Annotated in this window: 11 protein-coding genes; 6 read left to right on the top strand and 5 right to left on the bottom strand. The window is 53.6% G+C overall.

What is annotated here, in order from left to right; translation table 11 throughout:
• Nucleotides 1-90 precede the first annotated feature (90 nt).
• Nucleotides 91-1,347: an FAD/NAD(P)-binding oxidoreductase gene (locus MWU62_RS02280; protein WP_247113225.1), complete on the bottom strand. Its 1,257-nt coding sequence runs from the start codon at nt 1,345-1,347 to the stop codon at nt 91-93.
• 248 nt (nt 1,348-1,595) lie between these two features.
• On the opposite strand from MWU62_RS02280, the gene MWU62_RS02275 reads away from it, so the two are divergent.
• Nucleotides 1,596-2,036 carry a hypothetical protein gene (locus tag MWU62_RS02275; RefSeq protein WP_247113224.1) on the top strand — a complete coding sequence of 147 codons (441 nt, stop codon included), beginning with the start codon at nt 1,596-1,598 and terminating at the stop codon, nt 2,034-2,036.
• A gap of 97 nt (nt 2,037-2,133) precedes the next feature.
• Here the strand turns inward: MWU62_RS02275 and MWU62_RS02270 are convergent, their stop codons facing one another.
• The 4 genes from MWU62_RS02270 to MWU62_RS02255 form a co-directional block, all read right to left on the bottom strand.
• Nucleotides 2,134-2,745, bottom strand: a complete 612-nt coding sequence (locus MWU62_RS02270; RefSeq protein WP_247113223.1) for a cytochrome b/b6 domain-containing protein — start codon at nt 2,743-2,745, stop codon at nt 2,134-2,136.
• A complete protein-coding gene (locus tag MWU62_RS02265) occupies nt 2,742-4,352 on the bottom strand; it encodes a tetrathionate reductase family octaheme c-type cytochrome (RefSeq protein ID WP_247113222.1) in 1,611 nt (536 codons plus the stop codon). The genes MWU62_RS02270 and MWU62_RS02265 overlap by 4 nt, the downstream gene beginning before the upstream one ends.
• A gap of 61 nt (nt 4,353-4,413) precedes the next feature.
• A complete protein-coding gene (locus MWU62_RS02260) occupies nt 4,414-4,959 on the bottom strand; it encodes a rhodanese-like domain-containing protein (protein WP_200363719.1) in 546 nt (181 codons plus the stop codon).
• A 607-nt stretch (nt 4,960-5,566) separates the two neighbouring features.
• Nucleotides 5,567-5,854: a hypothetical protein gene (locus MWU62_RS02255; protein WP_247113221.1), complete on the bottom strand. Its 288-nt coding sequence runs from the start codon at nt 5,852-5,854 to the stop codon at nt 5,567-5,569.
• Between the two features lie 226 nt (nt 5,855-6,080).
• Here MWU62_RS02255 and MWU62_RS02250 point away from each other — a divergent pair, with 226 nt between their 5' ends.
• The 5 genes from MWU62_RS02250 to MWU62_RS02230 all read left to right on the top strand — a co-directional run bounded on the left by MWU62_RS02250 (nt 6,081) and on the right by MWU62_RS02230 (nt 14,425).
• Nucleotides 6,081-7,643, top strand: a complete 1,563-nt coding sequence (locus tag MWU62_RS02250) for a phospholipase D family protein (protein WP_247113306.1) — start codon at nt 6,081-6,083, stop codon at nt 7,641-7,643.
• A gap of 201 nt (nt 7,644-7,844) precedes the next feature.
• Nucleotides 7,845-8,843: an HlyD family efflux transporter periplasmic adaptor subunit gene (locus MWU62_RS02245; RefSeq protein WP_247113220.1), complete on the top strand. Its 999-nt coding sequence runs from the start codon at nt 7,845-7,847 to the stop codon at nt 8,841-8,843.
• The gene (gene rbbA, locus MWU62_RS02240) at nt 8,836-11,595 is read left to right on the top strand and encodes a ribosome-associated ATPase/putative transporter RbbA (protein WP_227714200.1); all 2,760 of its coding nucleotides are present in this window, start codon (nt 8,836-8,838) and stop codon (nt 11,593-11,595) included. Before MWU62_RS02245 ends, rbbA begins: the two co-directional genes overlap by 8 nt.
• Nucleotides 11,596-11,597: 2 nt before the next feature.
• Nucleotides 11,598-12,716 carry an ABC transporter permease gene (locus tag MWU62_RS02235; protein ID WP_247113304.1) on the top strand — a complete coding sequence of 373 codons (1,119 nt, stop codon included), beginning with the start codon at nt 11,598-11,600 and terminating at the stop codon, nt 12,714-12,716.
• 347 nt (nt 12,717-13,063) lie between these two features.
• A complete protein-coding gene (locus MWU62_RS02230) occupies nt 13,064-14,425 on the top strand; it encodes a tyrosine-type recombinase/integrase (RefSeq protein ID WP_247113219.1) in 1,362 nt (453 codons plus the stop codon).
• Nucleotides 14,426-14,603: the final 178 nt, after the last annotated feature.

The raw sequence follows: 14,603 nt of genomic DNA, 5'->3' as shown, positions 1-14,603 counted from the left end.
TCTCTGATTAACTCAGGGCAGTCTTTGGTTAATAGAGCAGCTCAGGCAACAGCCCTATTGCCGAAGCAACGGAGCTGTTGCCGGTTGGGTCTAGCGGCGTGCGGGCTTAGCCAGCCACTCATGGCCCTTGAGCATAACGTGCCAATATAATGCCGGTAGCTGCTTGGCTTTCAAATACCAGGCGGCTTTTGTGGCTTTGGTGCCGTCGTTTATCCAGCTTGGAAACGTGGGCTGCAGCGTTCCGTTGTAGCCAAACTCCGCCAGAACGATACGGCCGTTTTCTACGGTTAGTGGGCAGGAGCCATAACCCAGATAGGCCGCTTTCATGGGCTGATTACGCAGGTTTGCGAGTAGGTTTTCGGCAACGACCGGAGCCTGTTTGCGAATGGCAGCGGCTGTTTTTGCATTACCTGTGCCGCTCACATCCCCCAAGCCGAAAATATTGGTATGCCGCTTATGGCGAAGGGTGTCGTCTTCCAAATCCAACCAGCCGCCTTCATTGGCAAGCTTGGAATCCCGGATGAATTCCGGGGCACGTTGGGGTGGCACGGCGTGCAGCATATCAAAGCCAATTTCCCGGTCTTCGGTGTTGCCGTTCGGGTCTGTTCGGCGGAAAGTTGCTTTGTGGGCCGGACCATTCACGGCCACCAAAGTGCTTTGGTAATTCAGCTCAATACCGTACTTCTCTATGTAGTCCTCTAGCGCTGGAACGTAATCGGGAACACCAAAGAGCACAGCGCCTGCGTTGTGGAACTGAATGTCTATATTGTTCAGGACGCTGTTCCGGAGCCAGTAATCAGAAGACAGATACATGGCTTTCTGCGGTGCTCCGGCGCACTTGATGGGTATGGGTGGTTGGCTGAAAAGAGCTCGGCCGCTTTTCAGGTTCTGCACGGTTGCCCATGTGTAACTGGCCATGCCTTCTTGATAGTTTGAGGAGACACCGTTCGAGCCCAGTGACTCTTTTAAACCGTCAATACCGCTCCAGTTCAATTCCAGCCCGGGAGCTAGAACAAGAGCTTGGTAGCCGATTTTTGACCCATCTGCCAGCACTACCTGATTGTGCTCTTCACCAATGGAGAGCACAGACTGTTTGTACCAGGAGGCGAAGCCGGGCATAACGGCAGCCATAGGTTTGGAAGTTGCTTCCGGCTTGAATATACCTCCGCCGACCATAGTCCATCCCGGTTGGTAGTGGTGTGTTTGAGACGGTTCGATAATGGCTATGTCCAGACTACTGTCTCTTTTGTGAAGGCTGGATGCTACGGAAATACCCGCGGCTCCGCCTCCGACAATAACCACGGTGTGCTGCTTTTCTTTGCTTGCTTCTGCAGTGGCGTTATTCATACCTCAAAACCTCTTGTCATTATTTGGAAGCTTGGCTTTCTCTTGAGATGCGTCAAATACTAACAAACTATTTGTTCTATGGTTATATTTATTGGGAATATGGGGCGGCTGCTCATTCGGTGATATGGATGAACTGTACTTGGTGGGAGTTAATCACCCGCGAGGGTGACTTTGTCACTGACCCTGGTTAGGTGAGCACCTACTCTGTGGCTATACCGACGATAAAACCGATAAAGGAGCACTTACTAATGATGAAATCACTCAAAGCACTTGTCGCAGCGGCCGTGGTTGCTGTTGCCCCTATCAGCGCTCAGGCAGGAGATCAGAAAATGGTTGAGGAAGTACTGGTGATTCTTTCAAGCGAATCCCTGCAAACTCAGGGCATGGCGATGGTGCTTTCCAACACCATGGCGCAACAGGGTGCCAAGGTGAATGTACTCTTGTGTGACAAAGCTGGTGATCTGGCTCTGAAAAGCTATGAAGCCCCGGCTCTAAAGCCGAAAGACGTAACCCCCGGACAGATGCTGCGTGGTTTGTTAAAGCAAGGCGGCGTTGCCAACGTTTGCGCTCTTTACCTGCCTAACAGTGAATACAGCAAGAGCGATCTCCTTGATGGTGTAGGCGTTGCTACACCACCGGAAATGGCTGGCCAGATGCTGAACCCGGCCATGCGTACCTTTACCTTCTAAGCCCTTTTTGGCTTTTGGTAAGACGAGAAAAAGCCGACCCTGCTTAACGCAAGGGTCGGCTTTTTTGTGGCTGCTTAGTCAGCGAAGAGGCAGTTTGTCAGGGCTTTTCCGCAGGCTCGTCTAGCTCCTCATAGCCGGTCACCATAGGTTTGATGTGGCTGGTGAGAGTGTGTCCCATCGTTGTCATATATACGTGGGCAATAATGAATACCAGCATGGCAAAGGCGGCTGCGGTGTGGACCAGTGCTACGGTTTCAAGGTTGAGCGCTCCTGCCAGCACGGCGGGCCAATCGTTGTAAAAAAGATACAACAGACCACTGACCCAGATGACGGGTGAGATCACCAATTTGAAGAACAGGTATGCCAAACGCTGCAACGGGTTGTGTTTGGCCTTGCTGGTTTTTCGGTATGGATGCTCGGCACCGGTAAAGGTGCCAATCAAGTAGTAGTGCATTACCGCAAACAACCCGTCGCGTGTGGGCACGTACTGGCGCCATTCACCGGTAGTGATGTGCCAGAAGATGGCAAACAGCCAAAGCACAATCAGTGACCAGGCGGCGATGGTGTGCAGTCGTGTGGCATCACCAAAGCCCAGCAGTGAATAGCTGCCGTGTATCTCGAAGCCAGTAATCAGCAGACTAAAAATCAGCAAGGCCTGAAACCAGTGCCAGAAGCGTTCAAAGCGTTTGAAGATCATTACCCGGCTCATGACTGCTTCCTCCTTCTGAATACCACGCGGGCAAGGGCATGAATCACAACCCCGGCAAGGGTTAGAGACACGACCAGCCAACCGATTCGATTGAGCCATGGATTGGCGCTGTGCCCTGGCATATAGATACCGCCAATACCTGCTAAGCGGCTTTCTGCTGTATGGCAGGAACCACAGCGCAGAGCTTGATCGGCGGTGGGCACCATGTGGGTAATGGGCCAGTACATTCGAGTTTCTATAAAATCGAAGTTGCCACTGAACGGCAGCCCCGACTTTTCACTGGCAAACTTCAGGGCTTTTGGCCAGTCGTAATTGCTCCAGAGAGAGGAATCATCAGCGCCGAATACGTGGGTGGCCAACAGGGTTTTGTATTCGGTGTCGAAAGGCTGCTTGCCCTGCATTAGCTTGAATGGCCAGATGCGGGAGCCGGGGTCGTTTGGTTCGCCGTCCAGTCGATTGATTTCAAGCGGCGGGTTATCAATATCAAACTGATCTTCCACCATGGTGTATTCAACGGTGCCATCAAACCAGGCGTAATAAGGCACCACGTTCTCACCGTGGCGGAAGTCACCCTTCTCGCTTAGATAGCTCACATGGCCATCTGCATCGTAGGTGACAATGGGTTTACTGTTTTCGTCGAGTTCACCAGCAGTGGACCAGTCCCACCACATTTTGGTTGGTACACCTCCACGAGCAAAGGCGGGTACGTGACAAGTCTGGCATGCAACTTTGTTCACATGATCGTTCAGTTTCTCTTTCTCATGGGGGGCAGGGCCATGGCAGGATTCACAGCTCGCCCGGCTGAGGTCTGTGTGCCCGGGGATATCAATGCCCAAGGTATCTTTGGCATTCACCTGATAGCGGCTGCCAGAAACACTGTGACCCCAGGTTGAGTGGCAATCAGAACAACTGAAATTGGCGCCATCCGGTGACATGTGTACGTCGAGTGAGCGATCAGGCGATATTAAAGAAGAGTCGAGGTCGCCGTGTTTTACACCATCGCCACCGCCTCCATAGAAGTGGCAGCTACCGCAGTTTTCGCGGCCTGTAGCACCAACGTTCTGGGCGATGTTGGGTAGGTCTGGCGGCTGAACTATTTTACCGCTGCCTTTGGGCCATTCTCTGGGTACATAGGTTGGGTCGCCAGCGAGAGTCGGGAATTTCCAGTAATCGCCGGTGGTGTCGTGGCACACCAGACAATCCACGGCGGAGTCCGCCTCTGGTGGGGGCTCGTTCATATCCTTCCAGCCATAGCCTACGTGGCAGGAAGTACACCGAGGCTCATTGGTAACAGCCATACCGCAAAAGCTGTTGATAACCTTGTTTTTACCCAAGGTTTGCCCGGTCTCTTCATGCTGGTAGAGCCAGGTCCAGTGGGTGGTTTCTTTAATTTGCCCGGCTGCCTCGGTGTGGCACTCGAGACAGGCTTCAGTTACCTGACTGGCGGTTTCAAACGGGCCTTTGAGGGATTTGAACTTGCTATGATCGGCAGTGGCAGGGCTACGCTCGATCGCAGCCCAACCGGGGGTGCCTGCAAACATCAGCAGGGCGGCCAGCCCGCTTACCACAAGGTATTTAGCTGGGTAAGCCATGATTAGCTTGGCCATGACGTCCTCCATATTTTTATCAGATTAAGGAATCGCCTGTGCCCTGTGAGTATAGCTATTGTCAGGGCTGGTATATCTTTTCCGGGTTAAGCTTCATGGACCAGGGCAAACCATCGTTCTGCCAGCCGTTTACAATTCTCATGCCGGACTTTTCACCTTCTTTTGAACCGCTGCCCTGAAAGCCGTGATCGATGTACTTTACGTTGGTGAAACCGCGCTCCAGCAGGTAGTCCGCACTGGGCTTGCCACGGGTGGAGCCTGAGCGGCACATGGTTACGATTAATGCATCTTTGTTAAGCCCTTTATCCTTCAATGCCTGCTCAACACTGGCAGCAAAATCCGGATTGGGGGTCATGGCAAACCGGCCTTTATCAGCAAGAAACGTGCTGCGATCGGCCAACATGAAGGGAATGTTCTTGTCCACAACGTCGGTGAAACCGATAAACATGATTTCGACCGGGTCCCGCACATCAACGAACAACATCTGATCGCCTTGCTTTTGAACCAGATCGTAGGTTTCTTGCGGGGTTAGGGATAGAGCTTCTTCCGCTGAAGCGTGAAAGCTCAACCCGAAGGTTATGAGAAGTGCAGCCAGTAACAGCCTCATCGCGTTTTCTCCTGAAGTCGCAATACGGTAAGGGGGCAGCCTTAACCATACTCTTAACAGGTCGAAAGGTTAAACGATGGAATAAGCTTATAACTATAGATTTGACCAAGGTCAAAATAACTGGAGAAGAGCTGGTTCGCTTATCCTCTAGTCAGGAGGCGTGGGCTGTTGTTGAACCAGCTCATTCTGTACATGCTATTTGTCGAGAAGCACCTGTATAAGCTTTCCAGGCAACGCATTCAGTATCTGACTATCGGTTTTTTGTATGCCTTCCCACCGTTGGTTACCGCTGCTGTGGCAGCCCCACATCAGCACACGGTCTTGTGAATAATCGTAGTCCAGGCACTTTCCGTTACCTGCATTTCTCAGTCTGTCATTGTCATCGTAATTCCAGCTTTGATTGTTATTGTCAGAATCACACAATGCGAGACTTAGGTGCCCCTCGTATGGAATCAGGCAGTTCCAGGGTTGATCAAGCGGGTGTGCCCTACAACTGCCACGGGGGGCAGTTCAGGAATTTGGCCGTCAAAGGTTGTTTGAGTTAGCTCAATATCCACACCGTCGCGTCGGCACGTCAAGGTTGCCTCGGTGGGACGGAACATCGCCTCTACGTTGAAGTGCAGTTGGTTGACGCTGCTGCTGCTGTAAAGGGTTCCAATACCATTGCCGCCACTGAGCCCGTGCCCTTGGCGCCCGTTTTGATCTCGGTCTCGCCTCCGCTCTCGGTCCCGCCTCCGCTCTCGGTCTCGCCTCCGCTCTCGGTCTCGCCTCCGCTCTCGGTCTCGCCTCCGCTTTCGATCTGGCTTCCGCTTTCGACCTCATTGCTGCTGTCACTTCCACCACAGCCTGCCATAATCAGTGCAGCCAATACGCCTATCAGATTGTTTCTGAGCATTTCGAAATAGTCCTTAACTTTCGATGAATGCTGGGGAGTCTACGGCCCAGCACAAAATGCCCAACTGGTATTGCGTTACTTTTTGTACGCTGTGACGGTGGCCACTAAATTCGTTGTAGATGAAGGAGGTTGCCAAGATATTTATGCACTACGCATCGACGCATAGGATAGAAAAGAGCGGCTGCGTTTTGGGTAGAGACTTGATCAAAAAGGAGTCATTCAATTGATAAACCGACCCGGAAAGTATTTTCCGAGAGTGGTGGCTGTTCTGGCTATACTGTTGGCCATTGGCGGGTGCGCTCTACCTCCCATGACCGATCGCACTGAAAGCCACTCGGTACCCAGTGAACAAACCGCAGATACCCGGCTGGGACGTGCAATTGCTCCTTTGGCGCAGGCACACCCGGGAGACAGCGGAATAGTGTTGCTGGAAAACGCCCACGATGCGTTTGTTGCCCGTGCCCTACTGGCCGAAGGTGCAGAAGCGACTCTGGATGTGCAGTATTACATCTGGCAATACGATATCACCGGAACCATGTTGCTTGATGCGCTCTACCGGGCTGCTGAGAGAGGTGTGCGGGTTCGCCTTTTGCTAGACGACAACGGCATTACCGGGCTGGATTCCGCTTTGGCCGCATTGAACACCCATCCGAATTTTGAGGTGCGGCTGTTTAATCCATTTGTGGTGCGCAACCCCAAGTGGATAGGCTTCCTTACCAGTTTTCCGCGCCTGAACCACCGCATGCACAACAAATCGTTCACAGCAGACAATCAGGCCACCATCATCGGCGGGCGCAACATTGCGGACGAGTATTTTGGTGCAGGCTCGGGCGCCCTGTTTGCTGACCTTGATGTGTTAGCTATAGGCCCCGTAGTCAGTGAGCTTTCTGATGATTTTGACCGCTATTGGTCAAGTGCTTCTGCCTATCCGGCAGCACTCATTCTGCCGGAAGCCGCAGAGGGTGACATGGCCAGAGTTGTGGGAACCGCTAGGGAGTGTAGTGCCAGCTCCGAGGCTAGCCGATACGTGTGTGCGGTGGCGGAATCTGCGTTACTGAAGAACTTGTTACAGGGCAACTTAGGGTTTATATGGGCGCCGGTTTCCATGGTCAGCGACGATCCGGCCAAAGTACTCGGAAAAAAGCCAAAGAACGGGTCCATGAGCCGACAGTTAGCCGAAGCTATGGGCAGCCCCGAACACTCGATAACACTGGTTTCGCCTTACTTTATCCCCACCAAGGCCGGGGTAGAGATATTCCGACGTCTGGAGCGCAAAGGCGTTCACGTGCGCATACTCACCAACTCTCTGGAAGCCAACGACGTAGCCATGGTTCACGCCGGTTATGCCAAGTACCGCAAGCCGCTGCTGGAAGCCGGCGTGCAACTTTTTGAGTTACGCAAAGTGCCGGGCGAAGAGTCGGTGGAACGTAAACTGCAAGACAACCTGATGGGCAGCTCCTCATCAAGCCTACACGCCAAAACCTTTGCGGTGGATGGCAAAAGGCTGTTTGTGGGTTCATTCAATTTTGACCCCCGCTCGGTTCATATCAACACTGAGCTAGGCTTTGTGATTGAGAGCCCGGAACTGACCCAGATGATGGAAGGCCACTTTGAAGAACAGGCCCGGATAACCGCTTACGAAGTGGTGCTGGATGGCTCGGACGATTTGCAGTGGATTGAACGCAATGGTGACGAAGAGGTTCGTTACAGCCATGATCCGGGAACCGGTTTGTTCAAGCGGATGCTGGTTTCGATTTTTTCGTTTTTGCCGATTGAGCATTTGTTGTAGGGGTGGCTTGGTTAAACCGTTTTTTTATTCGGCCTGCGTCGCCTTTAGTATCCGCTCTAGCTACTTGCGACATATGCTGAAGACTATAGAAAAGAGGCCTTACGCTTTGACGCGTGTCAGTTTGGCGCAGAAGTTTTTTTGTTACACTGATAGCAACCTAATTTTAACTGCAACAACTCATGCCTGCGCCAGGGAAGAACAATGTCCGGTTCAAAGTCCAAAGTTTGCCAGAAGCTTCTCATTACTCTTGCTGTGATCGCTGCTATTGCCATAGTCGCCTGGCAATTCTTGCCGGATAGCGACATGCTTCCAGAACACATTGCCTCCGGAAATGGCCGCATAGAGGCTACTCAGGTGGACATTGCCACCCGTATACCGGGCCGGTTGCAGAGCTTTTTTGTAGCTGAGGGCGACCTAATTGACGCCGGGAGTGCAGTGGCTGAAATGGACACTGATGAACTACTGGCAACCATGGCTGCCGCTCAGGCTACCCTGAATCAGGCAATAGAGGCCCGGAAGCTGGCCGAAGCCGTGGTGGTCCAGCGTGAAAGCGAACTCCGGCTGGCCCGAGCTGAGCTGGGCCGGATAGAGTCTTTGGTCGATAAAGGCCATGTCTCCCGCGAGCAGCTTGACCGTGCCCGCACCACTGCAGAAACTGCTGAAGCTGCATTGCAGGCATCGAAGGTTCAGGTAGCCTCTGCCGGTGCCGGTATTGAAGCAGCGAGAGCCAGCATTCGTAAGGTTCAAACCACGATTGACGACAGCCACCTTGTCAGCCCGATTGGCGGGCGCGTACTTTACCGTTTGGCTGAACCAGGCGAGGTGTTGGCGGCCGGAGGCAAGGTTGCAACGGTGATCGATGTTACAGATGTGTACCTCACCATTTTTCTGCCCACCGCCCAGGCCGGTAAGGTTCGGGTTGGTTCCGAAGCCCGTATTGTTCTGGATGCTCTGCCCGATTACGTAGTGCCGGCGGAGGTGAGTTTTGTGGCGGCCGAGGCCCAGTTCACGCCCAAGGCGGTGGAAACCCGCAGCGAGCGTGAGAAGTTGATGTTCCGGGTGCGCATAAGAATCAATGCGGAGTTGCTCGAAGCCTACCGCGATCGGGTTAAAACCGGTGTGCCGGGGGACGCCTATGTGCGCCTGGATGAAAGCCAGTCCTGGCCGGAGCAACTGGAAGTGAATCTGCCCAATGGTTGATCAGTGTAACGCCGACGCCATGGAGACAGAACCGGTTGCCCGGCTGGAGTCAATAAGCCACTACTACGGCAGCCGCACTGCCCTGCAAAACGTCAGCCTTGATGTACCCGCTGGCTGCATGGTGGGCCTGATTGGTCCCGATGGCGTGGGCAAGTCTACCTTGATGGGGTTGGTAGCCGGCGCCCGCGAGTTGCAACAGGGCCGTTTACAGGTGCTGGGTGGCGACATGGCCGATTCACGCTTTCGTAGCCAAGCCGCGCCGCGCATTGCCTTTATGCCTCAGGGCCTTGGCGGCAACCTCTATCACACCCTGACAATCGATGAGAACATCGGCTTTTTTGCCGACTTGTTCGGTTTGCGAGGAAAAAATCGCGCCAACCAAATTGACCGACTGCTTTCGGCCACCGGCCTGCTGGAGTTCCGCGACCGGCCCGCCGGCAAGCTTTCCGGCGGTATGAAGCAGAAGCTGGGGCTGTGCTGCGCCCTGATCCACAATCCGGAACTGTTGATTCTGGACGAGCCCACCACCGGCGTAGATCCACTTGCCCGTAAACAATTCTGGGATCTGATCGACTCTATCCGCGCCCAGCAACCCATCATGAGCGTGCTGGTGGCCACCGCCTATATGGAAGAGGCCGAGCGCTTCGACTGGCTGGTTGCCATGGACGGGGCCGCCATACTGGATACCGGGTCCCCTCAGGAGCTGAAGCAGAAAACCGGCACAGACACTCTTGACGAGGCCTTTATTGCCTTGCTGCCGGACGACCGGCAGGAAACCGCCGGCACAAACCCGAAAACCGCAGCGCCGACCGTAGTTTCAGCCGATGACATCCCGGCCATAGAAGCCCACAACCTCACCCTGCGCTTTGGTGACTTTACCGCAGTGAAAGACGTCAGCTTCACCATTCCCAAGGGCGAAATATTCGGTTTTCTGGGTTCCAACGGCTGTGGTAAAACAACCACCATGAAAATGCTGACGGGCCTGCTAACCCCAACCGAGGGCGAGGTCTCGCTGTTTGGTGCGCCTCTGGACTCCCGTGATCTGAGCACTCGCCAGCGCGTGGGTTACATGTCCCAGTCGTTCTCGCTCTATAGTGAGTTGACGGTGCGTCAGAATCTGGTGCTGCACGCCAAGTTGTTCCATATAGCGCCGGAGCGTATACAGCCCAGGATAGATGAGCTGGTTGACGAGTTTGATTTGGCCGATGTGATGGACGAGCTTGCCGGCGATTTGCCGCTGGGTGTTCGCCAGCGGTTGTCATTGGCGGTTGCGGTGGTGCACTCGCCGGAGCTGTTGATTCTCGATGAGCCTACTTCCGGAGTGGATCCAGCTGCTCGCAACAGTTTCTGGCGCCTGCTGCTGCGGTTATCCCGCGAAGACGGTGTCACCATTTTTATTTCCACCCACTTCATGAATGAAGGTGAACGTTGCGACCGGATTTCTCTGATGCACGCCGGCGAAGTGGTGGCCTGCGACACCCCTGCTGCACTGATTGAGCAGGCCGGGGCAGAGAATCTGGAAGGCGCCTTTATGCAAACGCTTGAGGCAGCCATCGATCCGTCCACAAGTCAGGGCGACGGTAAGGTACTGGGCTCCGACAGCGCCTCTCAGCCTCGTCACCGGCGTTTCAGCTGGCAAAGGTTGCTGGCATACGCCCGGCGCGAAACCCGCGAGCTGCTGCGCGACCCTATTCGCATGTCGTTTGCGTTCATCGGTTCAGCCTTGTTGATGATGATTCTGGGCTACGGCATTACGCTGGATGTGGAAGATCTGCCCTTTGCGGTTCTGGATCAGGACCAGAGCCCCCAAAGCCGCGACTACATAACCGCTGTCTCCGGCTCCCGGTATTTCATTGAGCAACCCGCGCTATCCAATGTGGAAGAGTTGGAACGGCGAATGCAGTCCGGCGAGCTCAGTTTGGCGCTGGCCATACCGCCGGGCTTCGGTAAGGATATCAAGCGCGGCCAGTCCGCTGATATTGCCGTGTGGGTAGATGGCGCTATGCCGTTTCGTGGCGAAACCATTCAAGGATATATCCAGGGGCTCCACTTCAGCTATCTGAAAGACCTGGCGCTTCGCACCTATGGCGCCGTGCCAACGCTGAGCTTGGTGACCATCGAATCCCGCTACCGCTACAATCAGGACTTCCGGAGCCTCGACGCCATGGTGCCAGCGGTTATCCCGATTTTGCTGGTGTTCATTCCGGCCATCCTGATGGCGCTGGGTATTGTGCGGGAGAAGGAGCTGGGCTCGATCACCAATTTGTATGTAACACCGGTGAACCGGCTGGAGTTCCTGCTGGGTAAACAGCTGCCTTATATCGGGTTCAGCATGTTGAGCTATGCCAGCCTAGTGCTGCTGGCGATTTTCCTGTTCGATGTGCCCGTGAAAGGCGGTGTGCTGACACTGACCCTGGGCGCTCTGCTGTTCGTAACGGCCACCACCGGTCTGGGTCAGGTTATCTCGGCCTTTGCCTCTACTCAGGTAGCCGCGCTGGCAGCCACCGCCATCGTTACCATACTGCCCACCATTCAGTTCTCCGGCATGACAGAGCCGGTGTCGTCACTGGAGGGTGCCGGTGCGGTTATCGGCCAGTTCTGGCCCGCCACCTGGTTTTTGCAGATCAGCCGTGGTGTGTTTACCAAGGGGCTTACGTTTGCTGATCTGCAGTATTCTTTCCTGATCCTGGCGGCGTTTATTCCGATGCTTACGCTGATGTCTGTGTTCCTACTTCGTAAACAGGGGCGTTGATGATGGAATCAATCGTCAATATCTGGAATCTGGGAATGAAAGAACTGCGCAGCATCTGGAGCGATAAGGTGCTGCTGGTGTTTGTCGTACTGGCATTTACCCTGATGGTCTATACCGCTGGCTCTGCTGGTTCCATGGAGCTGAACAACACGCCCGTTGCAGTTGTGGATGAAGACCAGACCGCGTTGTCTGGCCACATTATCGATTCCTTGCAGCAGCCTTGGTTTCTTGAGCCCGATCACATCAGCTTTGGCCAGATAGATACCGTGCTGGACAGCGGCAGCCACACCTTCGCACTGGTGATTCCCGAGGGCTTTGAGCGCGATATGCGCACCGGGCGTGTAACCAGCCTTCAGCTGAATATTGATGCCACGCGCATGACCCAGGCCTTCATCGGTTCCCGTTACATCGAGCAAATGGTCACCATGGAGGTGGCGGAATTCTTGCGCCGTGATAGTGCCAGTGCCGCCTTGCCAATCAATCTAGTGGTTCATGCCAGCTTCAATCCGAATCTGGAAGGCACCTGGTTTGGTGGGGTGATGGAACTGATCACCATGATCACCATGATCAGTATTATTCTGTCGGGAGCGGCGCTGATTCGGGAGCGCGAACACGGCACGGTGGAGCACCTGATGGTCATGCCCATCCGGCCTTTTGAAATCATGGCGGCAAAAGTGTGGGCCAACGGGCTTATTGTGATGCTGGCGGCGATTTTTTCCGTGATGGTGATTGTCCAGCAAGTACTCGGGGTGCCAATACAGGGCTCGCTGCTGCTGTTTTTCTTCGGTGCCTTGATTCACCTGTTCTCCACCACCGCCATTGGCATTTTGATTGGCACTGTGGCGCGCACCATGCCCCAGTTCGGCCTGTTGTTGATACTCACCATCATCCCCCTGCAGTTGCTCTCAGGCGGCATAACACCTAGGGAAAGCATGCCCGATCTGGTGCAGAACATCATGCTTGCAGCGCCCACCACCCACTTCGTCAGCATGGCGCAAGCCATCCTGTACCGTGGCGCGGGGCTGGAGGTGATATGGCCACAAATGCTGGCGCTGGCGGGTATAGGTGTGGTGTTTTTCAGTGCTGCGTTGGCGCTGTTCAGGCGGCATTTGTCGGTCTAGAAGTCAGTAGCCTGCGGATTGCGTTGGTAAGGGTTCGGGCGAATAAACAGGGAGGAGGATAGCTGGGGAAAGCGACAAAATGGTCGGCGTGGCAGGATTCGAACCTGCGACCCCTTCGTCCCGAAGGCAGTAGTCTAGTGTTTCATTTCGGTTCATTTAGGTTCATTTCGTTTCCGTTAATTCGTAACAACTATATGATTTATATAGTTTTTTATAGAATTATTGTGTGTTGAGTTGATTCAGGTTGTGGCAAGACGTTTTACAGGTACCCAGCATGTACCCAAGCCAGAATCTGTCCCCAGCCAGTACCCAAAATTCTTTAAAATTAGTTTTAACGGAGTCAGACAATGGCAGTAAAAAACAGGGAGCTCATTCCGAAGAGCGCCGATTCAGCGGATAAATTGATCCGGACACTGACACCCAGTCAGAAAGACACATACATTCAGGATTCGACTATCACCGGCTTGGTGTTGCGTGTAACGCCAAGCGGAAAAAAACTCTGGCATCTGAGGTATACCGTTCAGATTGGTTCCGGTCAGTGGGTCGGGCGAAAGTATTCACTTGGTGCTTTTTGCGAAGGACTGAAAACGCGTTCTGCGAGGGAGCAGGCCGAGACATGGCGGGTCCGTATTCGACAGGGAGAAGACCCCCAAGAGGAGAAAAAGAAGCAAGCGGAACAGCGAAAGGCTGAGCATTTGCTGGAAATAGAACGGAAGCAGGCATTGCGGACTTTGAACGATGTGGCCGTTGTTTATGCCGCCAAGCTAGCTAACAAAAAGAAAGGCCATAAGGATGGTGGGACGCATGCAATGACGATCTTGCACAATCACCTGCTCGATCGTTTCGGGACGATACCCATTCAGGAATTTACGCGCCAAGATTTCTTTTCTGCGATTGATCCGATTTTAGCGGCTGGGCACAACTCAATGGCCAACACTGTACTGTCATACACGAAGGCGATGTTTCGGTTGGCCGTCAAAAGGGAGTTCATTGAGTATTCAGTTTTAGATTGCCTCGACAAAACAGACGTGGGCGGGAAAGACAAGATAAGAAGCAGAGTCCTCTGTGCGACCAGGACAAAAGCGGATGAGTTAGAAGATCTATACAGAATATTGCCAGATTCCGGTCTATCACTGAATCTGCAATGCGTTGTTCACATCCTTCTTGGAACGGGTTGTCGGGGTATTGAGCTATTCAAAGGAAGGTGGGATCACCTGAATTTTGACAACAACATGTGGCTGATTCCCGGTGAACATTCAAAAAATGAAGATCCGATCATCATTTATTTATCTGAGTATTCAAAGAAATGGTTCTCCGAGCTTTACAAGCTTACCGGTCACACGAACTGGATGATGCCCGGAAAATCGAAAAAACGGCCTCATATGATTCCAAAAGTATTGAGTAAGGCAATATGTGAGCGGCAACGTGCTCCAGAGGCACCACAAAAAAAAGGCCGGACAAGAAATCACTCAACTTTGATCCTTCCTGATGGCCATTGGACAGTGCATGATCTGAGACGCACGGCGGCAACTCAAATGCAAATGCTCGAAGTGACACCGGATATCATTGATGCTTGCCAAAACCACCGTCCTCTGGGTGTCCGTCGTCGATATCAACATGGTCATAGCATGGATCAGATGCGAGCTGCGTGGGATTTGCTGGGGCGTTCTCTTGCGGCTAAAGCTGATGTTCATCCGCCAACAAATTGATTGTATTAGATAATTTTTTACGCATAGGAGAGGGGCCCGATTTCGCGCGAAAGAAGGCTCCGAGCGGACTTTTTGGCTGCGTTCTACCAAGCCTCCTTCATTAACTGTCCGTCAGAGGGGCTCTGAGGCGGTGGCGGGCTGTTTCGCTCCAACAGCGTTCTGTGGACACGAAAACGAG

Source organism: Marinobacter sp. S6332, from assembly GCF_023016045.1.
Taxonomy (GTDB): domain Bacteria; phylum Pseudomonadota; class Gammaproteobacteria; order Pseudomonadales; family Oleiphilaceae; genus Marinobacter.
The sequence above is the reverse complement of the archived record's forward strand: the minus strand, read 5'-3'. Positions and strand labels throughout refer to the sequence as shown.